Raw genomic sequence first — 23264 nt, 5'->3', positions numbered from 1 at the left:
CGCGACTCCCCGGGCGGACCGGCCCGCGCCTCACGGCCCGGTCGTCGCGCGGTCGCGGGCCGACTCGACCGGCAGCAGGGCCGCGCCGAGCAGGAAGCACACCGCGCCCGCGAACGTGCCGAGGTTCACCAGCGAGACGTTCGCGGGATCGGCCGTGTCGCCGACGTAGCGCGCGCCGACCGCCGCGGCGCCGAACGCGATCGAGCCGACCAGGTTCAGCCCCGCGATCCACCAGCCCCACGACCGGTCCGGCCGCGGCAGCGCCCCGCGGTTGACCTCGGCGTACGCGAGCCAGCTCGCCACGAGGAAGCACACCGACCCGTAGACGTCGGGCGCCCACACGAGGTGCCGCGCGGCCGCGGCGTCGAGTCCCGTACGGGTCGCGGCGAACGTGCTGACGTTGAAGCAGACGGTGCCGACGAGCTGCACGAACGACGCCCAGAAGTCGATGCGGTGCGGGTGCCAGCGCAGCAGGGTGGCGAGCCGGCCGGGCAGGCGGTCGTCGAGCACGCCGCCCGGTGCGCGGAGCGTCTCGACGTGCTGGAGCGCGCCCGCGCTCGTGAAGAAGACGGAGCCGGCGAAGAACGTCCACGCCACGGCGACGGCGGCCACGTGGTCGAAGAACGCCGGCACCGACCCGAGCGCGAACAGCACCGACCCGACGCCGAACAGGAGGCCGAGCCAGACGCTGCCCGCCGTGGGCCGCGCGACCCGTCGGGTTCCGTGCGTCGTGGCGACGGCCGGCCCGGCGTCGTTCGCCGGCCCGTCGGTCGCGCGCAGGCCCAGCCCTTTGCGGTGCCGGCGTGACGTCCACTCGAGCCGCGCGCCCCCCGGACCCTCGAGGAGCGCGTGCGTGACGAACCGCCCGGGCCCGCGCGCCCGGACCAGACGCCAGCCGTCGGGCAGGTCGGCGAACGGCGCGGTTCGTCCGGTCCCGCGCTCGCCCGGTCCGCTTCCCTGTCCCCCCGGTCCCGTGCCCGGCGCGCCCGGCCCGTTCCCCGGTGCGTCGGTCCCGGCGCCCGTCCGCGTCACCGGTGCAGGCCGGTCCGGGCCTTGCTCTGCGCAGCGGCGTGCGCCGGGGAGGTCCACAGGTCGGCCTTCGCGCGGGCCCGGGCCGGCGGCGCCTCGGCCGCGAGCTCGTCGTACGCCTGATGGAGGTCGCGCAGCAGCTGCTCGATCATCACGCGGCTCAGGTCGGGCCGGACCACGACGCGCAGCAGGTGCACCTCGTCGGCGGCGGGCGGCAGCGAGTACGCCGGGACGATCCAGCCGTTCTCCCGCAGGCGCGCGGACAGGTGGTAGACGTCGAAGCCCGGGTCGTCGGTCAGCCGGAACGTCACGACGGGCTCCGAGAGGCCGGGGTTGAGGATCGCGAACCGGCCGCTCGCCTCGAGGCGCTCGTTGAGGTGGCGCGCGTTGTCGAGCATCGTCTGCACGATCGCGGTGTAGCCGGCGCGGCCGAGGCGCAGGAAGTTGTACATCTGCGCCTGGATCATTGAGGACCCGCGCGAGAAGTTGAACGTGTACGTGGGCTGCGCGCCGCCCAGGTAGTTGACGCTGAACACGAGGTCCTCGGGCAGGCGCGACGCGTCACGGAAGATCAGCCAGCCCACGCCGGGGTAGACGAGCCCGTACTTGTGGCCCGACGCGTTGATCGACGCGACCTGCTCGAGCCGGAAGTCCCAGCGCAGCTCGGGCTCGGCGAAGGGCGCGACGAACGCGCCGCTCGCGCCGTCGACGTGCAGCGGGACGTCCCAGCCGCGCTCGCTCTTGATCCGGACGAGCAGGTCGTTGATCTCCTCGATCGGGTCGGCCTCGCCGATGTGCGTCGTGCCGAGCACCGCGCCGACCGCGATGGTGTTCTCGTCGACGAGGGCCTCGACGTCGTCGGCGCCGATCGTGAAGCGGTCCGGCTTCATCGGGATCTTGCGCATCTCGACGTCGAAGTAGTTGGCGAACTTGTCCCACACCACGTGCGTCTCGGCGCCGAAGACGACGTTGGGCCGGTCCGTCGGCAGGCCGGCGGCCTCGCGCCGGTGCTTCCACGCGCGCTTGTGGGCGAGCAGCCCGAGCATGATCGCCTCCGACGAGCCGATCGTCGCGACGCCGACGACCGCGGCCGGGTCGGGCGCGTGGAACAGGTCGCCCAGCATGTGCACGCACGCCTCCTCGACGAGCGAGGCGACGGGGTACTCCTCGTGGTCGATGTGGTTCTTGCGCAGCGTGTCGTGGATGAGCGCCTCGGCCTGCGGCTCCATCCACGTCGTGACGAACGACGCGAGGTTGAGGGTCTCCCGGCCGTCGAGCATCAGTCCGGTGTGCAGCAGCTCGTACGCCTCGTCCGGGTCGAGGCCCTGGTCGGGGAAGCGAGTCCGGTCGATCGCGGTCCGGAAGGACGGTCGGCCGTGGATCGGGCCGTGGGGGTCGTCGTGGCTGTCGCTCATGCGTGCTCCCGAGGTCGGACCCGCGGCTCGACGATCACGCCGCGGTGTCGCAGTCGTGGTGGTGCGGAGGCGGCGACCGGAGCGTCGCGACAAGGTGCAGGCACAAGCCCGACATCTCGGGCAGGGGACGGGTCGACGGTAGCAGCGCCGGACGCGGCGACGCCCGGCGTCACGCGAGGTGAGCGCCGGGCGTCGCCGGGCGTGGGTCAGGGGGTCAGGTCGTCACACCTGGCCGCGCCAGCCGCCGGTCTCGACCCCGCGGTTCTCGATGAACTCCTTGAACCGCTTGAGGTCGGCCTTGACCTGCCGGTCGTCGGCGCCGAGGGCGGCGCCGGCCTTCTCGGTGAAGCCCTCGGGCTCCCACACCGTGCGCACGCGCACGCGGGTCTGCGTCGCGCCGAGGGGCTCGAAGGTCACGTTGCCCTCGTGCGTCTTGCCGTCCACGCTGCGCCAGCTGATCTGCCGGTCGGGCTCCTGCGCGGTGATCTGCGCGTCGAACTCGCGGTCGACGCCGGCGATCGAGGTGCGCCAGTGCGTCATCGTGTCGCTGACCTGGCGGACCTCGTCCACGCCACCCATGAACTGCGGGAACTCCTCGAACTGCGTCCACTGGTCGTAGGCGGTGCTGATCGGGACGTCGATGTCGATGCTCTCGTCGATGGTCGGCATGCCGTTCTCCTTCCGTCGGGACCTCGGTGGGTCGTCTTCCACGCTAGGTCGACGGTTCGAGCCGCGCGCGCCGAGCGACAGGCCCGTCCCACGTTCCGGTGGAGATCGCCCGCCCGGCGTGCGCGGCCCGCCGCACGGGCGCATCATCCGCGCGCGAGACGGCGCGTCGGGGGGCGGGACAGGGCCGGGAGACGAGTGCGGGGCACGGTGCGCGGTCCGAGGACGCGCACCGTGCCCCGCGGTCCGTCAGGCCGCGGCAGCGCCGCGGGACGGGGAGGCCGGCCGGGTGTCAGTGCCGGTGGTGACCGTGAGCGTGACGCAGCACGTCCGCCACGGCGAAGTACTGCGGCTTCGGGTTCTCGTTCTGGTCGTACAGCAGGCCCGCTCCCTCACCCGTGAACACGCCGGGGATCCAGGAGTAGTTGTCGGACACGCCCCACGTGGTGAACGACTTGCACGCCTTCACCGCGAGGCACGCCTTGACGGTGTTGGTCCAGTAGTCGATCTGCTTCTGGGCGTCGGCCGGGGTGGCCGGGGTGTCGCTGTACGTGCCGTCGGCGTTCTGCTTGACGAACGTGCGGACGTCGACCTCCGTCATCGCGACCTGGAGGTGCAGGTCGGCGAACCGCTGCAGGTTGTTCTGCAGGTCCGGGTAGCCGTACTGCGTGTCGAGGTGGCCCTGGAAGCCGACGCCGTCGATCGGCACGCCCTCCGACTTGAGCTGCTTGACGAGCGCGTACGCCGCGTCGCTCTTCACCCCGGTGAACTCGAGGTTGTAGTCGTTGTAGAAGAGCTTGGCGTGCGGGTCGGCCTGGTGGGCCCAGCGGAACGCGTCCGCGATGTACCCGGTGCCGTCGCCGGTGAGCTCCTGGTACGCGTTGTACCAGATGTCCTGGCGGAAGGTGCCGTCGTCGTTGAGCGCCTCGTTGACGACGTCCCACTGCTGGATCTTGCCGCGGAAGTGGCTCGCCTCGGCGGTGATGTGCTGGTGCAGGATGTCGCGCAGCTGGGCCGCGGTGAAGGTGCCCGACGTCAGCCAGGCGGGCAGCTGGTTGTGCCACACGAGGTTGTGGCCGCGCACCACCTGGTGGTGCTGCTTGGCGAAGGCGACGAGCTGGTCCGCGGCGGTGTAGTCGTAGACACCCTGCTCGGGCTCGACGACCTCCCACTTCATGACGTTCTCGGGCGTGACGCTCGTGAACTGGGTGCCGACGAGGTGGCGGTACTTGGCGTCCGTCGCCAGCACGTCGGTGTTCACCGCGGCGCCGAACTTGATGCCGGCCCGCTTGGCGAGGTCGCCGAGCGTGTCGTGCTTCGCCGGGTGCGAGTGGTGGTGCGACGCGTGCGCGTGGGGTGGGGGCGCGGCTACGGCCACGCTCGGGACGAGGGCGAGGCAGCTCGCCGTCAGTGCGCCTGCGATCAAGGCTCGAGAGGTACGCAAAGCATGCTCCTTTGCATGGAGGGGACTCTCGCGGGGGCTCCCCTGCCTGAAACCCCCGATCTGCACGGTAGGCACGATTTGTTCAACGGGTCAACGTAACCCGGTCGGATCCGGTCGGGCACCGGGCCGTCGGGGCGCCGGTCCGCGGGCCGCGAAACTCGTCGGGAAAAGGGCCTTGACCTTGACCCAGCGTCAGGGTTCGAGGCTCCTCGCATGAGCACATCACCAGCCATCCAGATCACCGGACTGACGAAGTCCTACGGCGACCTCCCGGTGCTGCGCGGCGTCGACCTCGACGTCACGGCCGGCAGCATCCTCGCCCTGCTCGGGTCGAACGGGGCAGGCAAGACCACCCTGGTCAAGATCCTGTCGACGCTCCTGCGGGCGGACGGCGGCACCGCCACGGTCCAGGGCTTCGACGTCGCGTCGCAGCCCGCGCAGGTGCGCGAGTCGATCAGCCTCACCGGGCAGTTCACGGCGGTCGACGAGGTCCTGACGGGCCGCGAGAACCTCGCCCTGATCGCTCGCCTGCGACACCTGCCGCGGCCGGGCGCGATCGCCGACCAGCTGCTCGCGCGGTTCTCGCTCACCGACGCCGCCGGCCGGCGCGTCGCCACCTACTCGGGCGGCATGCGCCGGCGCATCGACATCGCGATGAGCCTGATCGGGAACCCGCCCGTCGTGTTCCTGGACGAGCCGACCACGGGCCTCGACCCGCAGGCGCGGAACGAGGTCTGGGACGCGGTGCGCGAGCTGGCGGACACCGGCACGACCGTGCTGCTCACCACGCAGCACCTCGAGGAGGCCGAGCAGCTCGCCGACCGGATCGCGATCCTCCACGAGGGCCGCATCATCGCGAACGGCTCGCTCGCCGAGCTCAAGCGGCTGCTGCCCCCCGCCAAGGTCGAGTACGTCGAGAAGCAGCCGACGCTCGAGGAGGTCTTCCTCTCGATCGTCGGCGACCCGGCCCGCGCCACAGCCACAGCCACCGCCACCGCTGGCGCCCGCCAGGACAGGAACCCCGACGACACCGCCGCCACGGTCGGCGCCGACGAGTGAGGACCGGACCCGTGATCAAGCGCACCATCGGCGACACCGCCGCCCTGTCGGGCCGCTCGCTGCAGCACGTGCTCCGCAGCCCCGACACCATCATCACGACCGCGATCACCCCGATCGCCATGCTGCTGCTGTTCGTGTACGTCTTCGGCGGCGCGATCGACAGCGGCGACGAGAACTACGTCAACTACCTGCTCCCCGGCATCCTGCTGATCACGGTCGCCTCGGGCATCGCGTACACCGCGTTCCGGCTGTTCACGGACGTGTCGGGCGGCATCTTCGAGCGGTTCCAGTCGATGCCGATCGCGCGGCCCGCGGTGCTGTGGAGCCACGTGCTGACGTCGCTGGTCGCGAACTTCGTCTCGCTCGTGCTCGTCGTCGCCGTCGCGCTGCTGATGGGCTTCCGCACCGGCGCCGGCCTGCCGGCATGGCTCGGCGTGCTCGCGATCATGCTGCTGTTCACGCTGGCCATGACGTGGCTCGCGGTGATCCCGGGGCTGACCGCGAAGTCGGTCGACGGCGTCAGCGGGTTCTCCTACCCGCTGATCTTCCTGCCCTTCGTCAGCTCGGCGTTCGTGCCGACCGACAACATGCCGGCGCCGGTGCAGTGGTTCGCCGAGAACCAGCCCGTCACGCCGATCGTCAACACGGTCCGCAGCCTGTTCGCGCAAGAGCCCGTCGGGAGCGACCTGTGGGTCGCGCTCGGCTGGTGCGTCGGGCTGCTGCTCGTCGCGTACGCGCTCGCGATGCGCACCTACCGGCGTCGGCTCGCCTGAGATCCGGCCCGTCCGACCCGCCGCACGATAGAACGGCCTACGAGGGAGAAGACTGATGAACAACCTGCTCACGAAGCTGATCGGCGACAAGAAGGACTGGAAGCGCATGGAGGCCCGCGCGGCCGCGCTCCCGCCGGACTACCGGATCGTCTACGGCGAGATGAAGTCGTACATGTGGCGGTTCACGGCCGGCGACGGCATGGACATCGTCGAGATCCTGCGGGAGGTGCTGGGCGAGTTCGAGGCCGCGGCGGCCGAGGGCAAGCGGGTCCTCGACGTCACGGGTCCGGACGTCGCGGCCTACTGCGACGCGCGGCTCCCGCAGGTCCCCACGTACCTCGACAGGTGGCGCGCCTCGCTCAACGGCGACGTCCGGAAGAAGCTCGCGGCCGACGGCTCGCGGGCCTGACAGGAGGATCGGTGCTGACGATCAGCGAGCTCGCGGCGTACGCGGGCGTGACCGTACGGGCGGTGCGGCACTACCACGCGAAGGGGCTCCTGCCGGAGCCCGAGCGGGACCAGTCCGGGTACCGGCGGTACGACGCGGAGGCCGTCGTCGAGCTGATCAAGATCCGCACCCTGGCCGACGCCGGCGTCCCGCTCTCGCGGGTCGAGGAGCTGCTGGCCGCGGGTGACCAGGAGTTCGGGGCGGCGGTCGAGGACATCGACCGCCGCCTGCGGGCCGAGATCCGCGAGCGCGAGCACCACCGCGAGCGGATCCGCAAGCTCGCGGCGGGCGACAGCCTCGCGCTCCCGCCCGCGGCCGTGGCGTACGTCGAGCGGCTGCGCGCGCTGGACCTGCCGCAGCAGATGATCGACCTCGAGCGCGACGCGTGGATCCTCGTCGCCGCCCAGATGCCCGAGCAGATGCCGACGTTCATGGAGCTGAAGAACGGCCAGATCGACGAGCCCGGCGTCGTCAAGCTCTACCGCGACCTCGCGGAGGCGCTCGAGTGGGACCTCGCGGACCCGCGTTTCGAGGCGCTCGCGGACCACCTGGCCGGCCTGTACGCGATGGGCGAGCAGCTCGCCGCGGAGGCGGGCGGCGAGTTCCAGATCACCGACGACCTCGCCGAGCTCCTCGACTCGGTGTTCCTGACGACCGCGCCCTACGCGCGCCGGATCCTGGCGCTGCTCGAGGAGCGCGGCTGGACGGGGTGGACCAAGGTGCGACGGATCGACCCCGTGCGGCGGCGGGTCGCGGGGTAGGCGGGAGGGGGGCACCCGGCGCGCACACTGGCCGGGTGCTCGACCGGTACGACGGCCACATCCTCGGGTTCGCGACGGCGGACGGCCGACGCGTCGTCGTCGGTCGGTGGCTGCGCTCGCCGTGGCCGCCGTTCGCCGACGTGATGACGCAGGACGCCACGGGCCGGCGAACGCTGCTGGCGCCCTCCGCGGCCGTCGCCGACGAGATCGCCGGCACGTACGTGTTCGACGAGGTGGTCGTGACGCCGGTGTGCGTGACCGCGGACGCCGCCGGCCGTCGGTGGCACCTCGAGGCGGGACCGCTCGTCGCGGACGTCACGATCGGTCGCCGTACCGCGCTCGGCGCGCTGCTCGCGGCCGTTCCCCGTCCGGCGGCGCGCTCCCGGTGGTTCGCCGCCACGGTGGACCCCGTCGCGCGGCTCGTCCTGACCGGCGTGCGGACCCGCGGCAGCGCAGGCGGTGGCCGCCGGGAGTGGTACGGCGCGTCCGGCCAGCGCCGGGTGGTCGACGCGCAGGCGACCTGGCGCGGCGCGGACTGCGGGCCGCTCCTGCCGGTCGTCCCTCCCGTGGCGTTCGGCTTCTCGTCGGTGCCGGGGCGGCCGTCCGTCACCGCGCTCCGCACGACGATCGCGCGCCCGGGTCGATGACGCAACCGGGGCGTCTCCTGGGTCGCGCGTCGCGGGCCGGCGCACCCTCCGGCACGCTGGCCTGGTGGACGACGTCGGAGATCGCCCGGGGGCGGCGCACGTGTCGCGGTTCGTCGCCGGCAGCGGGACCGCGGCGACGCCGGCGCTCGTGCTGCTGCACGGCACGGACGGCGACGAGGAGCAGCTGCTGCCGCTCGGCGCCGAGCTTGCGCCGGGGTCCGCGCGGCTGAGCATCCGGGGCGCCGTCGAGACGGAGTCGGGCTTCGCGTTCCTCCGGCGCTTCCCCGACCGCCGGGTGGACGAGGTCGATGTGGCGAGGCGTGCGCGGGTGCTCGCGGACTTCGTCGAGGCGTCCTGCGCGGAGCACGGCCTCGCCGGGCCGCCGCTCGCGGTGGGCTTCTCGAACGGGGCGATCATGGCGGCGGCCTTGCTCATGACGCGCCCCGGCCTGCTCGCCGGCGGCATCCTGTTCCGCCCGCTGTCGCCGTTCACCGGCGAGGTCGGTCAGCGGCTCGACCGGACGCCGGTCCTCGTGGTCGACGGCGTGCGCGACGCCCGCCGGTCGCTCGGCGACGGCCGGCGGCTTGCCGAGCGCCTGCGCCGCGCGGGCGCTGCCGTGACCCACCACGTGCTGCCCGCGGGCCACGCGCTCACGCCGCGCGACGTCGAGATCGCGCACACGTGGCTCGCCGCGTTCGCCCGCTGAACGACGGCCGGCGATCTCGCGTCTACCCCGCGTCCGTCGCGCCGAGCTGGCCGCGCCGGCGCCTGAGGTAGGCGGCCTCGGCGGTGTTGCCGGCCAGCTCGATCGCGCGGTCGTAGGCGTCGCGCGCCTGCGCGCTGCGGCCCAGGCGACGCAGCAGGTCGGCGCGGGTCGCGTGGAACGCGTGGTAGCCGTCGAGCGGCAGCCGGTCGACGAGCGCCAGGCCGACCTCCGGCCCGTCCACCTGGGCGACCGCGACCGCGCGGTTGAGTGCGACGACGGGCGACGGGTCGAGGGCCGCGAGCCGGTCGTAGAGCGTCGCGACCTGCGACCAGTCGGTGTCGTGCGCGTCGCGCGCGTAGGTGTGGACCGCGTTGATCGCGGCGAGCAGCTGGTACCGCCCCGGCGGCGGGCCGCCGGCGGCGACGGCGACGAGCGTGTCGCGGACGAGCGCGTGGCCCTCGTCGATCAGGTCCCGGTCCCACGCGCCGCGGTCCTGCTCGTCGAGCGTGACGAGCTCGCCGGTCGACGACACGCGCGCCGGGCCGCGAGCCTCCGTCAGGAGCATGAGCGCGAGCAGGCCCGTGGCCTCGCCGGCGCCGGGCAGCAGCTCGCGCACCAGCCGCGTCAGCCGGATCGCCTCGCCGGTCAGGTCGTGCCGCACAGGGTCGGTGCCGGGGCCCGACGCGAGGTAGCCCTCGTTGAAGACGAGGTAGAGGACGGTCAGCACGCCGTCGAGCCGCGCGGGCAGGTCGTCCGCCGTCGGCACGCGGTACGGCACGTGGGCGGCCTTGATCTTCGCCTTCGCGCGCGTGATCCGTTGCCCCATCGCGGTCTCCTGCACCAGGAACGCGCGCGCGATCTCGGGCACGGTCAGGCCGCCGACCATCCGCAGCGTGAGCGCCACGCGCGTCTCCTGCGCGAGCGCAGGGTGGCAGCACGTGAAGAGGAGCCGCAGCCGGTCGTCGTCGATCGCGCCGCGCGGTGCCGGGGGATCGTCGTCGAACAAGAGGCGCGCCTCCTGGTGCTTCTCGTCACGCCGGGACTCGCGGCGCAGGCGGTCGATCGCCTTGCGTGCGGCCGTCGTGGTGAGCCACGCGCCGGGATTCGGCGGCACGCCGTCGCGCGGCCAGCGCTCGACCGCCGTCGCGAACGCCTCGGCGGCGCAGTCCTCCGCCAGCCCGAGGTCGCCGAAGCGCCGGGTCAGCGTCGCGACCACCCGCGCCCACTCCTCACGGTGCGCGCGGACGATCGCGTCGTCGACGGGGGACGGCGTCACGAGTCGAGCAGCGCCTGCAGCTCATCCGGGGTCGAGAACGGCCGCACCTCGACCTTGCCGCGGCAGGCGCGCGACCCCTCGGCCGCGAGCCGCAGCGCGACGTCCAGGTCGGGCGCGTCGATGATCCAGAAGCCGCCGAGGTGCTCCTTCGCCTCGAGGTACGGCCCGTCGCTGAGCACGGGCTCGTCGCCCTGGCCGTCGACCACCGTCGCGGTGGCGACCTCCGCCAGGCCGTCGGCGAACACGAAGTAGCCGTCGGCGACGAGCCGGTCGTTGAACGCGCCCGTGTCGGCGAACGACTCGAGCATGTCCTCCTTCGACGGGTAGCTGCCGTACGCGGTCCGCTCGGCGGGGCCGTACACGGAGAGCATGTACCGGGTCATGTCGGGTCCTCCCTCGTCAGCGGGCGAGCCACGCGTCGACGCGCGGGTCCGGCAGCAGCTGCCGGACCTCCTGCGAGCACCGGCACGCGGCGGCGATCTTGGCCGCCCAGGCGATCGCCTCGTCCCGGCTGGGGACGTCGACGATCGCGAAGCCGCCGATCTGCTCCTTCGTCTCCGGGTACGGCCCGTCGGTCACGGCGCCGTCCACCCCGACGAGCGTCGTGGGTTCGGTGTCCCCGATGCCGCTCGTGAACACGAACACCCCGGCGTCGACCGCCTCCTGGACCGCGGCCCGAGCCGCGGCTGCGACGGCGGGCAGGTCCTCCTCCGGGAAGGTCATCCATCCGCGGTCGAACGAGATCAGGTAGCGCGCCATGCGTTGCTCCTTCGGTGGGCGACCCCGCGTCGCCCTCATTCTCCCGACGAACGGGCCCGCGTCGATCCGACAGCCCGCGAGCAGCAGATGGTGCGGCGACCGCCGCGCGCCGGCGGGTCACGCCTCCGCGTCGGCGTACCGGGCGCGCGCCGCGAGGATCTCGGGCACGTGCGACTCGGCCCACTCGGACACGGCGCGCATGGGACCGCCGAGCGAGCGGCCGAGGTCCGTCAGCGCGTACTCGACGCCCGGCGGGTTCCCTGGGAGCGACGTCCGGCGGACGAGCCCGTCGGCCTCGAGCGCGCGCAGCGTCTCGGTCAGCACCTTGGGCGTGATGCCCTCGATGCGCGTCTTGAGCTGCGTGAAGCGCCGCGGTCCGTCGCCGAGCGCGAGCACGACGAAGACCGTCCACCGCGCGCCGATCCGGTGCAGCACCGTCCGGCTGGGGCAGGTGGCCGCCATCACGTCGTACGCCTTGCCCATGGGTCGCTCTGCCTCCGCCGCAGCCGTCCCGGTTTCGTTGAAGTAACCGGTATCAAAACCATACCGTGACCGCGGCGGTGCCGCCGGTGGCACCGCCGCCGGCGCTCCCAGCTCCGCACCGCCGAGAGGGGACGACCATGAACCAGCAGCTCACCGGTCAGCGCGTGCTCGTCGTGGGCGGGGCCCGCGACCTCGGCCTCGCGGTCGCCCGCGCGGTCGCCGCGGAGGGCGCGACAGCGGTCGTCGGGGCACGCGACGCGGCTCGCGCCGCCGCCGCTGCGGGGACCATCGAGGGCGCGAAGTCGGTCCGGGTCGACGTCACGGACGAGGTGAGCATCGTCGCGGCGCTCCGCGAGGCCGGCCCGCTCGACCACGTCGTCGTGCTCGCGTCGGCGCACCACAACGTGCCTGTCACCGAGCTCGACCACGACCGGACGGTGGCGGCGTTCGAGGCGAAGGTGATCGGCCCGCTGATGCTCGCGAAGCACACGGCCCGCGGCCTGCCGGCGCACGGCTCGATCGTGCTCTTCTCAGGCGTCGCCGCGTGGAACCCGTCGCCCGGCTACGCCGTCATGGGCATCGCGAACGGCGCGGTCGCGTTCGCTGTCCAGCACCTCGCGGCCGAGCTCGCGCCCGTGCGCGTCAACGCGGTATCGCCCGGGATCGTCGACTCGGGCAGCTGGGACGGTCTCGGCGCCGGCAAGCCCGCGTTCCTCGCGCAGGCCGCCGGGGGCACGCTCGTCGGGCGCGCCGGCTCCGCGGACGACGTCACCGCGGCCGTCGTGTGGCTGCTCGGCGCGGGCTTCGTCTCGGGCGAGACCATCCACGTCGAGGGCGGTGCCCGGCTGAGGTGACCGCGCGGGCCGGCCCCGCGAAGATGGAGTCGCGCGGGTGTCGGATCCCGGCCGAGCCGTTCGTCGCGCAGATGAGGCGCGGCCCGCAGGGGGCCGCCGGAGCGAGGGAGCCAGGCGATGACGCAGTACCTGATCTCGTTCAACGACGGCGCGATGGACCACATCCCCGACGCGGACTGGGAGGACGTCGGCCGCGCCTCGCACGAGGTGGTCGAGGAGGCCGTGCGCGCCGGGGTGTGGGTGTACGGCGCCGGGCTGCAGCGGCAGCGCGCGACGATCGTCGGGACCGACGGCACCGTCACCGACGGCCCGTTCCCGGAGACCAAGGAGGTCATCGGCGGGTTCTCGGTCATCGAGGTGGCGACGCGCGAGGAGGCCGAGGCGTGGGCCGCGAAGATCGCCGTCGGCTGCCGGTGCGCGCAGGAGGTCCACGAGCTGATGGACGACCCGGAGACCGACGAGCTGCTCCGCAAGGTCGCCGCGGGCGCGCTCTGACCCGCCGCGCGCGATCGGCTCCCGGCGGCCACGCTGGTCCCACCGGACGGCGTGCGGCGCCGGGAGTCGTCCCGCGCCGCGACGAGGGGAGCTGCGGTGGCACACGAGCAGGACGCGGAGATCGGCGACGGCGGGCTCGGCGACACGCTCCCGTCTCGCCCCACGGCGAAGGTCGCGGTCGTCGGGGCGGGCGCGGTCGGCGCGACGCTCGCCTACGCGGTGCTGATGCGGGGCGCCGCGCGCGAGGTCGTGCTGTACGACCTCGACACCGCGAAGGTGCGCGCGCAGGCGCTCGACCTCGCGCACGGCATCCAGTTCGTGCCGATGGCCCACGTCGTCGGCTCGGACGACGTGGCGGCGTGCGCGGGCGCGGACGTCGTCGTCGTCACGGCCGGCGCCAAGCAGAAGCCGGGCGAGACCCGGATCGACCTCGCGGGGCGGACCGTCGGGCTGATGCGGACGCTGGTGCCGCAGCTCGTCGAGGTCGCGCCCGACGCGGTGTACGTCATGGTGACCAACCCCGTCGACGTCGTCACGTACGCGGCGCTGCAGGTCTCGGGTCTGCCGCGCGCGCAGGTGCTCGGCTCCGGCACGGTGCTCGACTCCTCGCGGTTCCGGTGGCTGATCGCGCAGCACGTGGGCGTCGCGGTGCAGAACGTGCACGCCTACATCGCCGGGGAGCACGGCGACACGGCCGTGCCGCTCTGGTCGTCCGCGACGATCGGCGGCGTGCCGCTGCTCGAGCTCGAGCCGTTCGACGGCCACGCGCCGCTCGACGAGGCCGCCCGCGACGCGATCGCGCACGAGGTCGTGCACGCGGCGTACTCGATCATCGAGGGGAAGGGCGCCACGAACTACGCGATCGGCCTCGCCGGGTCCCGGATCGTCGAGGCAGTGGTGAACGACGAGCACCGTGTCATGCCCGTGTCGTCGCTGCTCGAGGACTACCGCGGCATCCGCGACGTGTGCCTGTCCGTGCCGACGATGGTGAGCCACGCGGGCGCGGGCGTCGCGCTGCCGGCGGCGATGTCGGACGCCGAGCTCGCGGCGCTGCGGCACTCCGCCGACACGCTGCGGGACGCGGCGCGCCAGCTCGGCCTCTGACCGCCGGCCGACGGCCGGGGCGGACGTCGAGGCTGGTCGAATCAGGTGCGTGCGGCCGGCGGTGCTCCGGCATGCTGGCCGCCGTGAGCTGGTACCTGGAGACCGACCGGCTGGGCCTGCGCCAGCTCGGTGCCGACGACGCCGACCTGCTGATCGAGCTCGACAGCGACCCCGCCGTGATGCGCTACCTGTCAGGCGGCGAGCCCACCGCCCCGGAGGAGATCCGCGACCTCGCCCTGCCGAGCATCCTCGCCGGCTACGACCGGTGGGCCGGCCGCTTCGGCCTCTTCGCGGCCGACGAGAAGGCGACCGGCGCGTTCGTGGGCTGGTTCTGCCTGCGGCCCGAGCGCGAGGGGCCGCTCGACGAGGCGGAGCTCGGGTACCGGCTGCGCCAGGCGGCGTGGGGCAAGGGCTACGCCACCGAGATGTCCTCGGCCCTGCTCGAGAGGGCGTTCACCGAGCTCGACGTGCGCGTCGTCTGGGGCGCGACGATGGCGCTCAACCGCCCGTCGCAGCACGTGATGGAGAAGGTCGGGATGACCGTCGCGGAGAAGCTCCCGACGCCGGACGACATGCTCGCCGTCGAGGGAGCCGAGCTCGGCGGGTTTCGGTACGAGATCACCCAGGACGAGTGGCGTGCGCGGCACGCCTGACCGTCGCGGGACGCGGCACGGGTCGCTCGCCGGCACCGGCGGCCCCCGATAGCGTCCCGCCCATGGAGCGGGGTACCCGCAGCGTCGTGCGTGACCGGGACGTCTGCCGGCGACACGGCGTGGTCGGCGTGCTCGTCGAGCCGCGGTCGCAGGCCCGCTGCGCGGTCGTCGTGCTCGGCGGCGCCGAGGGCGGGCTGCACGAGGCGGACGCCGTGGCCCTGGCGCAGGAGGGGTTCGCTGCGCTGGCGCTCGCCTACTTCGGGTCGCCCGGCGTCCCGAGCAGCCTCGTCGACATCCCCCTGGAGTACGTGTTCCGCGCGCTCGACCTGCTGTCGGCCCGCGGCTACGCGAGCGGGTCGATCGGCCTGCTCGGTGGTTCTCGCGGCGGTGAGCTCGCGCTCCTGGTCGGGAGCCACGACGAGCGCGTCGGATCGGTCGTCAGCGTGGTCGGCAGCGGCGTGGTGACCGCCGGGATCGACTACGCGGCGGGGAGGCTCGACCGGATCCTGGCGACGTCCGGCGCGGCGTGGACCGTGGCCGGCCGACGGCTGCCCCACCTGCCGTACGTCGTGCCGCCCGAGCTCGTGCGGTCGATCGAGCGGGACGAGCCCGTCTCGCTGCGCGACGCGTTCGCGGCGCTGCCCACGGGCGACGAGCTCGAGGCGATCAGCATCCCGGTCGAGCGGGTCCGCGGCGGCGTCCTCATGGTGTCGGCGGGCGACGACGGGTCGTGGGACTGCGTCGGGCTCAGCGAGGTCGCGGCCGGGCGGCTCCGCGCCGCGGACCACCCGTACCCGTGGGCGCACGTCGTGCTGGAGGGGGTCGGCCACACGATCGCCGGACCACCGGGCGGTCCGGTGGCGCCGTACGGCCCTGGCCCCGGCGTCACGTTCCGGTACGGCGGCGACCCGGTCCTCACGGCGGACGCGCGCGCCGAGACGTGGCGCCGGACGGTCGGCTTCCTTCGCTACACGCTGCCGCGGGAGACGGCCGACGAGGCGTGACGTCGACGGGCGTCAGGCGGCGCTGCGCACCGCGTGCCGCACGTACACCACGCCGTTGGCGAACCGGCGGTGGTCGAGCAGCTCCAGGGCCAGCCGGACGCCCCGCGGCAGCGCCGGCTTGCCGCCGCCAACGGTCACGGGGGACAGCAGGAGCACGCACTCGTCGACGAGCCCGTGCCGGAACGCCTCGGCGCCGAGGGCGGCGCCGCCGACGCTCAGGTCCGAGCTCGACCCCGCCTTGAGCCGCCGCACCGCCTCCGGGTCGAACCGTCGCTCGATCCTCGTGCGCGCCGTCGACGCCGCGTCGAGCGTCGTGGAGTACACGACCTTGTCGGTGTCGCGCCAGATCGCCGCGTAGTCGCGGACGACGGCGGGCTCGTCCGCCAGCCAGTCGTCGTCCTCCCAGACGCGCATCGTCTCGTACATGCGGCGCCCGTAGAGCGACGTGCCGATGCGCCGCTCGTGCTCGTTCCAGAACGCGTGCACCTCGCCGTCGGGCACCGACCAGTCGAACGAGCCGTCCGCGTCCTCGAGGTAGCCGTCGAGCGACGTGTTGGCGGCGTAGATCAGCTTGCCCATGACGGCCTCCGGGGGGACGGGACTCGGCGTGCTACCAGTCGGTGGCGTGGATGTAGCGCGCGGCCGGCTCGCCCAGCCACTGGGTGACCTGCATCGCCAGGCCCATGTCGGCCTGGCGCGCCGTCCGGAGGTTCGTCAGCCGGCTCGGGGTGCAGCCGAGCTCGGCGCCGAGGGCTGCCCAGGTCAGCCCGCGGGACTGCCGGCGGCGGTCGAGGTCGGCGTACAGCTCGGCGAGGTCCCAGTGGAGCCGCTTGTCGGGACCGGCCTCGACGAGCGCGGTCTCGCCGACGTCGGCGACGTCGCCGACCAGGAAGTCCTCGGGCGGCCGCCCGAGCCAGCGGAGCAGCGGCAGCGCGTACTGGCACGACATCGTTCCCCGCACCGCCGTGCGGTGGAGCGCGCCGGGGCAGAGGGCGTCGTCCCCGAGCCGCGCGTTGAGGTCGGCGGACTGCTCCCACAGCTCGACGGCGAGGCCCCGCCACGGCAGCGATCGCGCGGACCGCTCGTCGTCCAAGGCGCGGATCAGCTTCTCGCCGTCGAAGGCGACCGTCCCGGCAGTGCTGACCACCATTCCCCGACGCTAGGCCGCCGGTCGACGGTCTGGCCAGCGTCGGGCGGAGCTCAGGAGCTCGGCTCGAGCACGATCAGCGGGCTCTGCTCCATCATCAGCTCGACGTCGCGGCGACCCCACCGTGCCGCCGCCGACTCGATGAGCGGACGCCGCTCCGCCGGATCGGTGACCACGCGCGCGAGGGCCGGCACGTCGGCGTGCACCCCGTGCTTGAGGTGCAGGGTCACGTGCGGGTCGGCCTGGATGTTGTGGATCCAGGACCGCGTCTGCGGGCGAGGCATGCCCGTGATGAACAGCAGGCCTCGGTCCGCATGCAGGAAGATCTCGATCCGCCGGGCCTCACCGGTGCGGCGACCCGTCGTGGTCAGGTCGATGGTCTGGCTCTGCTGCAACGCCTCGATGACCGTTGGTTCCACGTCGTCCTCCCCACCCGCGCGACCGTTCGACGCGGACTCCTCAGCCGGTTCCACCCGACACAGGCAGGAACCGGACGGCGAGAGCCGGCATTCCGAGCTCGACGACGAGCGCGAGGCGTTCGCGGACGACGAGGCCGGCATCCCGCTCTCTGCGAGGGAGGAGGACACTGGACGGCACCGTTCGTGCATCGACAAGGAGTCCACCGTGCCGCAGGGAGTTGTCCGCTGGTTCGACCCCGATCGGGGGTTCGGCTTCCTCGACCTCGGGGACGGGGCCGAGGACCTGTTCGTGCACGCGTCCGAGATCGTCGGCGACGACGGGCCGCGGGTGCTCCGGGAGGGCCAGGAGGTCGAGTTCGAGATCGGCGAGGGCGACCGCGGCCCGCAGGCGCGCCGCGTCCGGGTCACGCGCGACCTCCCGGCCGACGCGACCCTGGGTGTGCTCGGCACCGTCTCCTGGTACGAGCCGGCGAAGGGGTACGGCTTCCTCGCACCGGACGGCGGCGGCGCCGAGATCTTCGTCCACAGCTCGGCCATCGTCGGTGGCGGCGTGGTCCGGGAGGGGCAGCGGGTCGCGTTCCTGGTCGTCGACGGGGAGAAGGGGCCGCAGGCGGACCACCTGCTGCCCCTCGGAGAGCAGGCCACCCGGGCGGCGGCGTCCGACGGCGCGGACGGCACCGTGACGTTCTTCGACGCCGAGAAGGGCTTCGGGTTCATCTCGCCCGACTCCGGCGACGAGGACGTCTTCGTCCACGTCCGAGAGCTGCTGGGAGGACTGCGCGAGCTGTCGCAGGGGGACCGGGTCGCCTTCGACGTCGCCGCCGGCGAGCGGGGCCCGCAGGCCCGCGACGTGGAGCTCGTGGGGGGCGCGCCTCGCCGGTCCGCGGCTCCCGCCGGCGGTCGGCCCGAGCCGCGGCGATCGGGCGCTCCCGTGCGCGGCGGCCAGGGCGTCGTCGCGCGCTACGACGCGGACCGTGGCTTCGGCTTCATCACCCCCGACGCGGGCGGCGACGACCTGTTCGTGCACGTGTCGGTCGTGCGCGGCGCCGACGCGCTGCGGGAGGGCGACAGGGTGCGCTACGACGTCCGGCAGAGCGACCGGGGACCGCAGGCGGACCGCGTCGAGCTGGTGTGACGGCGGGGGCGCCGGCCCTGCAGGGACTCGGGCGCACGGCGACCGTGCCTGTCGCGGTCGGTCCGTCACCCGTGCGCGAGGCGTTCGAGGACGTCCTTGTGCGCGCTCTGGAACACGATCTGGCTGCGGAAGCTGACGACCTCCCGGCGCGGAGCGAGGCGGTCGACGAGGAACGCGTGCAGGTGGTCGAGGTCGGGCACGGTGACGTGGATCAGGAAGTCCTCGTCGCCGGCGATGACGTAGACGGCGACCACCTCGGGAAGCTCGATGACGGCCTGCTTGAACCCGTCGATCACGGGGCGGTTGAGTGGTCGTAGTCGGGTCGAGACGAACGCCTCGACGCCGCGGTTGAGGGCCGGCGGGGAGATGACGGCGCGGTAGCCGAGGATCACGCCTCGTCGGCGCAGGAGCCGCACGCGCTCCAGGCAGGTCGAGGGTGCGATCCCGAGCCGTCGCGCGAGCTCCCGGTTGGTCTGCCGCGCATCGCGTTGCAGCTCGGCCACGATCGCCGAATCAAGTTCGTCCACCCGCCCAGCGTAGGCGCGGCTCCGAACGAAGTTCGGCCGCAGGCCGCACCAGACGTTCGTTCGCCTACCGTCGTGCGTGGACGGCGGTCATCTGACCGCCTCGTCGGGCGGGATGTGGACATGAAGATCGTTCTGGTGCTCCGAACCGATCTGCCCCCGGCGCTGGCCGCCAACGCGGCCGTGGTGCTCGGGCTCGCGCTGGGCGGACGCCTCGACGCGTCGGTCGCCGAGGACAGCGCGGATGCGTCGGGGACGCTGCACGCGGGGCTGAACCCGGTGCCGGTGCCGACGCTGGCCGCCTCCGGACGCGAGCTGCGCGAGCTGCACGTGCACGCGCTGGCAGCGGGCGGCGTCACCGTGGTCGGGTTCAACGAGGTCGCGCGCCGCTCGCGCAGCTACGCCGAGTACGAGCAGGCGTTGTCGGAGACGACGACGCAGGACGTCGAGTACGTCGGGCTGATTCTTCACGGCCCGCGCAGCCGGGTCACGAAGCTGACCAAGCGCCTGGCGCTGATGGGTGCGTGATGCCCGCACGGAGCCGGACGCCCTACCGGTTCGGCGTGGTCACGGGGGCCGCGATGCTGCTGGGCAGCCTGCTGGGCCCAGGAGCGCTCGCGCTGCCGGCGTTGGCCGCTCACGCGGCCGGCCCGGCGCCGCTGGCGGCCTGGGCCGCGCTCCTGGCGGCCTCGGTGCCGATCGCGCTGACGTTCGCGACGCTCGGCGCGCGCCATCCCGGCGGGGGAGGGATCTCGGGCTTCGCGGCGCACGCCTTCGGGGACTGGGCCGCCGGGCCGGTGGGGTGGTGGTTCTACGCCGCCGTCCCGATCGGGGTCGCCGCCGCCGGCATCATCGGCGCGCGGTACCTGGCCGCCGCGGCTGCCGTCGACACGGGGTGGGTACGGATCCTGGGCGCGGCGTTCGTCGTCGCCGGGCTGGCGGCGAACGTCGCCGGGCTGCGTGCGAGCGGACGCAGCCAGGTCGTCTCGACCGTGCTGCTCGTCGCGCTTCTCGCCACGACCATCGTCACGTCTGCCTCCCGGGTCGACGCCGCGGCGTTCACACCGTTCGCCCCGCGCGGGTGGACGGCGGTGGGTGCGGCCGCGGCGTTGCTCTTCTACGCCTTCTCCGGCTGGGAGGCGGCCACGCACCTGTCCGCCCAGTTCGGCAGCGGCACGACCGTGCTGCGCGCCACCGTCGTCGCACTGCTCGTCGTCACCGTCCTGTACCTGGGCCTGGCTGTCCTCACGATCGGGCTCGACGCCGGGCAGAGCTCCGTCCCGCTGCTGACCTTCCTTCGCGGCACGTTCGGTCCCGCCGGAACCGTGCTCACCGCCGGAGCCGCTGTCGCGCTGACGTTCGGCGCGATCAACGGCTACCTCGCCAGCGGCATCCAGCTCGGCGCCGCACTCGGGCGTGCGCGCACCGTCCCGTTGCTCTCGACGCCGGTCGGTCCCGACGCCGGCTGGTCCGGTCGCAGCGTGCTCACGTTGACCTGCAGCTGCGCGCTCGTCGTCGCAGCCACGGCGCTGGCCGGCCTGCAGCTGGACACCCTCGTGCGCGCCACGAGCGCCCTGCTCGGTGCGGTCACCCTTGCCGGCACCCTCGCCGGGGCGCGGCTGCTGACGGGTGGTGCGCGCGTCGGCGCCCTGCTCGCCTCCGTGCTCGTCGCACTCGTGCTGGTCTCCTGCGGATGGATGCTGCTGCTCCCCGTCGCCCTGGCCGCGGGGGCCGCCCTGTACGGCCGCCGGGTTGCGGCGGTCGAGCGAGCACGGGCCTCCCGCAGCCCGCGCGCCCCCGAACGCCACGGTCGGGCGCGGCGAGTCGCAGCGCGCGGCGACGACGCCGGTCACCCGATCGGTCAGAGCGACCGGGGACCGGAGCCGGACCGCGTCGAGCGGATGTGAGTGCCGGACGCCGACGGTGCGGCTGTGCCGACGTGCGGCCTGACGGCCGTCGCCGACCGTCAGGCCGAGCAGGTCAGGTGCGGCGTGCCCGGCGAGCCGGTGCCCAGGAAGCCGAACGTCGTCGTCCCGCCGGCCGCCACGCTGCCGTTGTACGACGCGTTGCGGACCGTCGCGGTCGACCCCGACGCCGTCACGACCCCGTTCCAGAGGCTGCTCACGGACGTGTCGGAGAGGGTGACCGTCCACGACGTGATCGCGGCGGAGCCGGCCGTCACCGTGACCTCGCCCTGGTAGCCGCCCGACCACGTGCTCGCGGCCCGGAAGGTCGCGGTGCATGTGGACGATCCCCGCGTGGGCGTCGGGGTCGGGGTCGGCGTGGCTGTCGGGGTCGGCGTGACCGTCGGGGTCGGGGTCGGCGTCGAGCCGGCCCCGGCCGTCGTCGTGTACGTGACGACCGTCCGCGGCGCCGAGCACGAGCCGCCACAGCTCGCCGGGAGCGAGAACGAGTACTCGCGGCCGCCGAACAGGTAGGCGCCGGTGACGTCCTTGACCCGGATCCGGTAGTCCGTCCCGCCCGTGGTGGTCGGCTTGATCAGGTAGGCCTGCCCCATGTCGGTGTCCATCGTGGCCGTGGCCCAGGCGCCGTCGGTGAAGTTCTCGACGCCGTGGATGCCGTTGGGCAGGTGGCTGATCGAGACCCCGCCCCACCACTTCTGGGAGCCCTGGATGAAGCCGATCTGGATGTCGCCGGAGTAGCTCGGCGCCGGGATGAACTGCCACGTGACGTGGCGGTTGCCCCAGTGCGCGGGCTCGAGGTCGCCGACCGGTGCGCCGTTCTGGACGAACCGGTTGATCGCCTGGTGGGCCAGGTCGATGTGGTACGGGTCGTCGCGGCACCACGCGTTGGGGTCGCCGCAGCTGTCCGCCACGAGCATGTCGAGCGTCGCGCCGTCGTACTTGTCCGCGACCCACGAGCCGTTGCGGCAGAACGCCTGCCCGGCAGCGCCGTCGTTGATGCCCGTGCAGTAGTCCCCGATCGACACCCGCACCCAACGGCCGCAGTTGAGGCCGTTGTCGAACATGCCGAGCCTCGCGTCGTTCGCGGCCATCGGACGCGAGTACATCGCGTAGTCACCCGGCGTGTTGAAGACGTTCAGCGCGATCCAGTTCTGCGTCTCGAGCTGGTCCTGCGGCATCCCGCAGCCGCCGTACGGCGAGCCGAGGTTGTCGAACCACGTCGCGTTGCCGGTCACCGGGCCCGGCTCGCCGCCGGCGTTCAGCGCGTCCGCGGGCGCCTGGCCGACGACGAGGGCGGCGACGAGCGCACCGGCCGCGAGGAGTGCCGTGAGCACGCGAGTCCGCCACCGGCCGTACCCCTGCGTGGACATGACGATCCCTTTCGACGGACGACAGGTCGCGCCGAGTGTGTCCGGCCGCCTGCGCGCGTCATGAGGCTGCAAATCGTTTACCGACGAGACGAGAGCCACGAGCGCGGCGGGGCGGTCGTCGCACCACGTCGTCCGGGGTTCGCCTGCGGCAGGGGGTCGCGGAGCTCGGACCGGACGGTCGGCTGAGGTTCTGAGTGGGCGCCGGCCGCGGTCGGGGCCGGTCGCGCGCGCCTGCTCTGGCGTGGGCGCCGGCCGCGGTCGGGGCCGGTCGCGCGCGCCTGCTCTGGCGCCGGGGCGCGTCGACCCACAGACTCGCGGGCATGGATCGCGACGTGTCCGCCCACCTCACGCTCGACGTCCGGACGCCCGCAACTCTCGCCTTCCAGCTGGCGCCCGCACCGGGCTACGACGTGCGCGAGCAGCTCACCTGCACGATCGACGGCGTCCCCGTGGCGCCGCGCGTCGTGGCGGGCGATCACGGGACGCGGGTGCACCTGCTCGACGCCGCACCCGGCGCGCTCGTCCTCGACTACGCCGGCACCGTCCTCGGCGGCACGCCGCAGCTCGCCACCGACGAGGCCGACCTGCTGCGCTACCTGCGGCCGAGCCGGTACTGCGAGTCCGACTCGCTCGGCCCGACGGCGCGCGCCGAGTTCGGGGGACTCGCCGGGCGCGACCTGCTCGCCGCGGTCTCGTCGTGGGTCGGCTCGCGGCTGGCGTACGTGCCCGGATCGAGCCTGCCGACGGACGGTGCCGTCCGCACGCTCCTGGCCCGGCAGGGTGTGTGCCGCGACTACGCGCACCTGGTCGTCGCCCTGCTGCGGGCGCTCGACATGCCGGCGCGGCTCGTCGCGGTGTACGCGCCCGGCCTGGACCCCATGGACTTCCACGCGGTCGCGGAGGCGTGGGTCGAGGACCGCTGGCGGGTGGTCGACGCGACGACGCTCGCGCCCCGCGCGACGCTCGTGCGGGTCGCGACCGGGCGGGACGCGTCCGACACCGCCTTCCTCAGCGTGCACCACGGCGAGGCGGTCCTCGGCGAGCTCAGCGTGACCGCGGTCGCGCAGGCGTTGCCCGACGACGACGTCCGCGAGCTCGTCACGATCGGCTGATCGGAATGGGGTCGCCGGGCCCGGCGACGGCCCGCCGTGTCACTCGCAGAGCCGTC

The 23264-nt window shown here is 73.7% G+C and carries 28 protein-coding genes; 15 read left to right on the top strand and 13 right to left on the bottom strand.

The features are described 5' to 3' along the window. Positions 1–30 precede the first annotated feature (30 nt). The 4 genes from QRT04_RS07725 to QRT04_RS07710 all read right to left on the bottom strand — a co-directional run bounded on the left by QRT04_RS07725 (position 31) and on the right by QRT04_RS07710 (position 4536). A complete protein-coding gene (locus QRT04_RS07725) occupies positions 31–1032 on the bottom strand; it encodes a YrhK family protein (RefSeq protein ID WP_289454638.1) in 1002 nt (333 codons plus the stop codon). After that, positions 1029–2444, bottom strand: coding sequence for a glutamate decarboxylase (locus QRT04_RS07720; RefSeq protein ID WP_289454637.1), 1416 nt, complete (start codon positions 2442–2444; stop codon positions 1029–1031). Before QRT04_RS07720 ends, QRT04_RS07725 begins: the two co-directional genes overlap by 4 nt. A 222-nt stretch (positions 2445–2666) precedes the next feature. Continuing rightward, a complete protein-coding gene (locus QRT04_RS07715; protein WP_289454636.1) occupies positions 2667–3113 on the bottom strand; it encodes an SRPBCC family protein in 447 nt (148 codons plus the stop codon). A gap of 289 nt (positions 3114–3402) precedes the next feature. Beyond that, positions 3403–4536: an endo-1,4-beta-xylanase gene (locus QRT04_RS07710; RefSeq protein WP_289454635.1), complete on the bottom strand. Its 1134-nt coding sequence runs from the start codon at positions 4534–4536 to the stop codon at positions 3403–3405. Between the two features lie 231 nt (positions 4537–4767). Between QRT04_RS07710 and QRT04_RS07705 the strand changes: the two genes are divergently transcribed. The 6 genes from QRT04_RS07705 to QRT04_RS07680 all read left to right on the top strand — a co-directional run bounded on the left by QRT04_RS07705 (position 4768) and on the right by QRT04_RS07680 (position 8948). Continuing rightward, positions 4768–5613, top strand: coding sequence for an ABC transporter ATP-binding protein (locus tag QRT04_RS07705; RefSeq protein ID WP_289454634.1), 846 nt, complete (start codon positions 4768–4770; stop codon positions 5611–5613). A gap of 11 nt (positions 5614–5624) precedes the next feature. After that, positions 5625–6386 carry an ABC transporter permease gene (locus QRT04_RS07700; RefSeq protein ID WP_289454633.1) on the top strand — a complete coding sequence of 254 codons (762 nt, stop codon included), beginning with the start codon at positions 5625–5627 and terminating at the stop codon, positions 6384–6386. Between the two features lie 55 nt (positions 6387–6441). Continuing rightward, positions 6442–6795 (top strand): DUF1048 domain-containing protein, encoded by a 354-nt coding sequence (locus QRT04_RS07695; protein ID WP_289454632.1) that lies wholly within the window; start codon positions 6442–6444, stop codon positions 6793–6795. Between the two features lie 11 nt (positions 6796–6806). Next, positions 6807–7595: a MerR family transcriptional regulator gene (locus QRT04_RS07690; RefSeq protein ID WP_289454631.1), complete on the top strand. Its 789-nt coding sequence runs from the start codon at positions 6807–6809 to the stop codon at positions 7593–7595. A 35-nt stretch (positions 7596–7630) separates the two neighbouring features. Further along, on the top strand, positions 7631–8242 hold the full coding sequence (locus QRT04_RS07685; protein WP_289454630.1) for a hypothetical protein: 612 nt from the start codon (positions 7631–7633) through the stop codon (positions 8240–8242). Between the two features lie 64 nt (positions 8243–8306). Further along, positions 8307–8948, top strand: a complete 642-nt coding sequence (locus tag QRT04_RS07680; protein ID WP_289454629.1) for an alpha/beta hydrolase — start codon at positions 8307–8309, stop codon at positions 8946–8948. Positions 8949–8970: 22 nt separating this feature from the next. On the opposite strand, the gene QRT04_RS07675 is transcribed toward QRT04_RS07680, so the two are convergent. The 4 genes from QRT04_RS07675 to QRT04_RS07660 form a co-directional block, all read right to left on the bottom strand. After that, complete coding sequence (locus QRT04_RS07675) at positions 8971–10224, bottom strand: RNA polymerase sigma factor (protein ID WP_289454628.1); 1254 nt, start codon at positions 10222–10224, stop codon at positions 8971–8973. Beyond that, positions 10221–10607 carry a YciI family protein gene (locus tag QRT04_RS07670; RefSeq protein ID WP_289454627.1) on the bottom strand — a complete coding sequence of 129 codons (387 nt, stop codon included), beginning with the start codon at positions 10605–10607 and terminating at the stop codon, positions 10221–10223. Before QRT04_RS07670 ends, QRT04_RS07675 begins: the two co-directional genes overlap by 4 nt. A gap of 16 nt (positions 10608–10623) precedes the next feature. Beyond that, positions 10624–10983 (bottom strand): YciI family protein, encoded by a 360-nt coding sequence (locus tag QRT04_RS07665; protein ID WP_289454626.1) that lies wholly within the window; start codon positions 10981–10983, stop codon positions 10624–10626. A 117-nt stretch (positions 10984–11100) separates the two neighbouring features. Then, entirely contained in the window at positions 11101–11466 is a 366-nt protein-coding gene (locus tag QRT04_RS07660; RefSeq protein WP_289454625.1) for a winged helix-turn-helix transcriptional regulator, read from the bottom strand. A 137-nt stretch (positions 11467–11603) separates the two neighbouring features. Between QRT04_RS07660 and QRT04_RS07655 the strand changes: the two genes are divergently transcribed. From QRT04_RS07655 to QRT04_RS07635, 5 genes are all read left to right on the top strand, one after another. Further along, complete coding sequence (locus QRT04_RS07655) at positions 11604–12320, top strand: SDR family oxidoreductase (protein ID WP_289454624.1); 717 nt, start codon at positions 11604–11606, stop codon at positions 12318–12320. A 117-nt stretch (positions 12321–12437) separates the two neighbouring features. After that, positions 12438–12815, top strand: a complete 378-nt coding sequence (locus tag QRT04_RS07650; RefSeq protein WP_289454623.1) for a YciI family protein — start codon at positions 12438–12440, stop codon at positions 12813–12815. A gap of 96 nt (positions 12816–12911) precedes the next feature. After that, complete coding sequence (locus QRT04_RS07645) at positions 12912–13919, top strand: L-lactate dehydrogenase (protein ID WP_289454622.1); 1008 nt, start codon at positions 12912–12914, stop codon at positions 13917–13919. 83 nt (positions 13920–14002) lie between these two features. Then, a complete protein-coding gene (locus QRT04_RS07640) occupies positions 14003–14572 on the top strand; it encodes a GNAT family N-acetyltransferase (RefSeq protein WP_289454621.1) in 570 nt (189 codons plus the stop codon). A 62-nt stretch (positions 14573–14634) separates the two neighbouring features. Beyond that, positions 14635–15576: an acyl-CoA thioester hydrolase/BAAT C-terminal domain-containing protein gene (locus tag QRT04_RS07635; RefSeq protein WP_289454620.1), complete on the top strand. Its 942-nt coding sequence runs from the start codon at positions 14635–14637 to the stop codon at positions 15574–15576. Between the two features lie 12 nt (positions 15577–15588). On the opposite strand, the gene QRT04_RS07630 is transcribed toward QRT04_RS07635, so the two are convergent. The 3 genes from QRT04_RS07630 to QRT04_RS07620 are packed head-to-tail and all read right to left on the bottom strand — an operon-like array spanning position 15589 to position 17142. After that, positions 15589–16155: a dihydrofolate reductase family protein gene (locus QRT04_RS07630; RefSeq protein ID WP_289454619.1), complete on the bottom strand. Its 567-nt coding sequence runs from the start codon at positions 16153–16155 to the stop codon at positions 15589–15591. 31 nt (positions 16156–16186) lie between these two features. Next, positions 16187–16726, bottom strand: a complete 540-nt coding sequence (locus QRT04_RS07625) for a hypothetical protein (protein ID WP_289454618.1) — start codon at positions 16724–16726, stop codon at positions 16187–16189. Between the two features lie 50 nt (positions 16727–16776). Further along, positions 16777–17142 (bottom strand): nitroreductase family deazaflavin-dependent oxidoreductase, encoded by a 366-nt coding sequence (locus QRT04_RS07620; protein WP_289454617.1) that lies wholly within the window; start codon positions 17140–17142, stop codon positions 16777–16779. Between the two features lie 205 nt (positions 17143–17347). Here QRT04_RS07620 and QRT04_RS07615 point away from each other — a divergent pair, with 205 nt between their 5' ends. Continuing rightward, a complete protein-coding gene (locus QRT04_RS07615) occupies positions 17348–18277 on the top strand; it encodes a cold-shock protein (RefSeq protein WP_289454616.1) in 930 nt (309 codons plus the stop codon). 65 nt (positions 18278–18342) lie between these two features. Here QRT04_RS07615 and QRT04_RS07610 read toward each other — a convergent pair whose 3' ends face one another. After that, positions 18343–18804, bottom strand: a complete 462-nt coding sequence (locus QRT04_RS07610) for an Lrp/AsnC family transcriptional regulator (RefSeq protein ID WP_289454615.1) — start codon at positions 18802–18804, stop codon at positions 18343–18345. Positions 18805–18924: 120 nt separating this feature from the next. Here QRT04_RS07610 and QRT04_RS07605 point away from each other — a divergent pair, with 120 nt between their 5' ends. Continuing rightward, entirely contained in the window at positions 18925–19329 is a 405-nt protein-coding gene (locus tag QRT04_RS07605; protein WP_289454614.1) for a DUF2000 domain-containing protein, read from the top strand. Further along, on the top strand, positions 19329–20708 hold the full coding sequence (locus tag QRT04_RS07600; protein WP_289454613.1) for an APC family permease: 1380 nt from the start codon (positions 19329–19331) through the stop codon (positions 20706–20708). Before QRT04_RS07605 ends, QRT04_RS07600 begins: the two co-directional genes overlap by 1 nt. Positions 20709–20767: 59 nt before the next feature. On the opposite strand, the gene QRT04_RS07595 is transcribed toward QRT04_RS07600, so the two are convergent. Next, positions 20768–22096 (bottom strand): cellulose binding domain-containing protein, encoded by a 1329-nt coding sequence (locus tag QRT04_RS07595; protein WP_289454612.1) that lies wholly within the window; start codon positions 22094–22096, stop codon positions 20768–20770. Between the two features lie 320 nt (positions 22097–22416). Between QRT04_RS07595 and QRT04_RS07590 the strand changes: the two genes are divergently transcribed. Continuing rightward, positions 22417–23208 carry a transglutaminase-like domain-containing protein gene (locus QRT04_RS07590; protein WP_289454611.1) on the top strand — a complete coding sequence of 264 codons (792 nt, stop codon included), beginning with the start codon at positions 22417–22419 and terminating at the stop codon, positions 23206–23208. Positions 23209–23264: the final 56 nt, after the last annotated feature.

This window comes from Cellulomonas alba (assembly GCF_030362835.1).
GTDB lineage: Bacteria > Actinomycetota > Actinomycetes > Actinomycetales > Cellulomonadaceae > Cellulomonas > Cellulomonas alba.
This window is presented reverse-complemented; position numbering and strand designations above follow the sequence as displayed.

Coding starts and splice junctions, on each gene's coding strand:
- QRT04_RS07665 (WP_289454626.1), bottom strand. CDS start 10,983: ATGGCGCGCTACCTGATCTCGTTCGACCGCGGATGGATGACCTTCCCG.
- QRT04_RS07595 (WP_289454612.1), bottom strand. CDS start 22,096: ATGTCCACGCAGGGGTACGGCCGGTGGCGGACTCGCGTGCTCACGGCA.
- QRT04_RS07635 (WP_289454620.1), top strand. CDS start 14,635: ATGGAGCGGGGTACCCGCAGCGTCGTGCGTGACCGGGACGTCTGCCGG.
- QRT04_RS07670 (WP_289454627.1), bottom strand. CDS start 10,607: ATGACCCGGTACATGCTCTCCGTGTACGGCCCCGCCGAGCGGACCGCG.
- QRT04_RS07695 (WP_289454632.1), top strand. CDS start 6,442: ATGAACAACCTGCTCACGAAGCTGATCGGCGACAAGAAGGACTGGAAG.
- QRT04_RS07605 (WP_289454614.1), top strand. CDS start 18,925: ATGAAGATCGTTCTGGTGCTCCGAACCGATCTGCCCCCGGCGCTGGCC.
- QRT04_RS07715 (WP_289454636.1), bottom strand. CDS start 3,113: ATGCCGACCATCGACGAGAGCATCGACATCGACGTCCCGATCAGCACC.
- QRT04_RS07650 (WP_289454623.1), top strand. CDS start 12,438: ATGACGCAGTACCTGATCTCGTTCAACGACGGCGCGATGGACCACATC.
- QRT04_RS07705 (WP_289454634.1), top strand. CDS start 4,768: ATGAGCACATCACCAGCCATCCAGATCACCGGACTGACGAAGTCCTAC.
- QRT04_RS07630 (WP_289454619.1), bottom strand. CDS start 16,155: ATGGGCAAGCTGATCTACGCCGCCAACACGTCGCTCGACGGCTACCTC.
- QRT04_RS07655 (WP_289454624.1), top strand. CDS start 11,604: ATGAACCAGCAGCTCACCGGTCAGCGCGTGCTCGTCGTGGGCGGGGCC.
- QRT04_RS07590 (WP_289454611.1), top strand. CDS start 22,417: ATGGATCGCGACGTGTCCGCCCACCTCACGCTCGACGTCCGGACGCCC.
- QRT04_RS07660 (WP_289454625.1), bottom strand. CDS start 11,466: ATGGGCAAGGCGTACGACGTGATGGCGGCCACCTGCCCCAGCCGGACG.
- QRT04_RS07600 (WP_289454613.1), top strand. CDS start 19,329: ATGCCCGCACGGAGCCGGACGCCCTACCGGTTCGGCGTGGTCACGGGG.
- QRT04_RS07625 (WP_289454618.1), bottom strand. CDS start 16,726: ATGGTGGTCAGCACTGCCGGGACGGTCGCCTTCGACGGCGAGAAGCTG.
- QRT04_RS07720 (WP_289454637.1), bottom strand. CDS start 2,444: ATGAGCGACAGCCACGACGACCCCCACGGCCCGATCCACGGCCGACCG.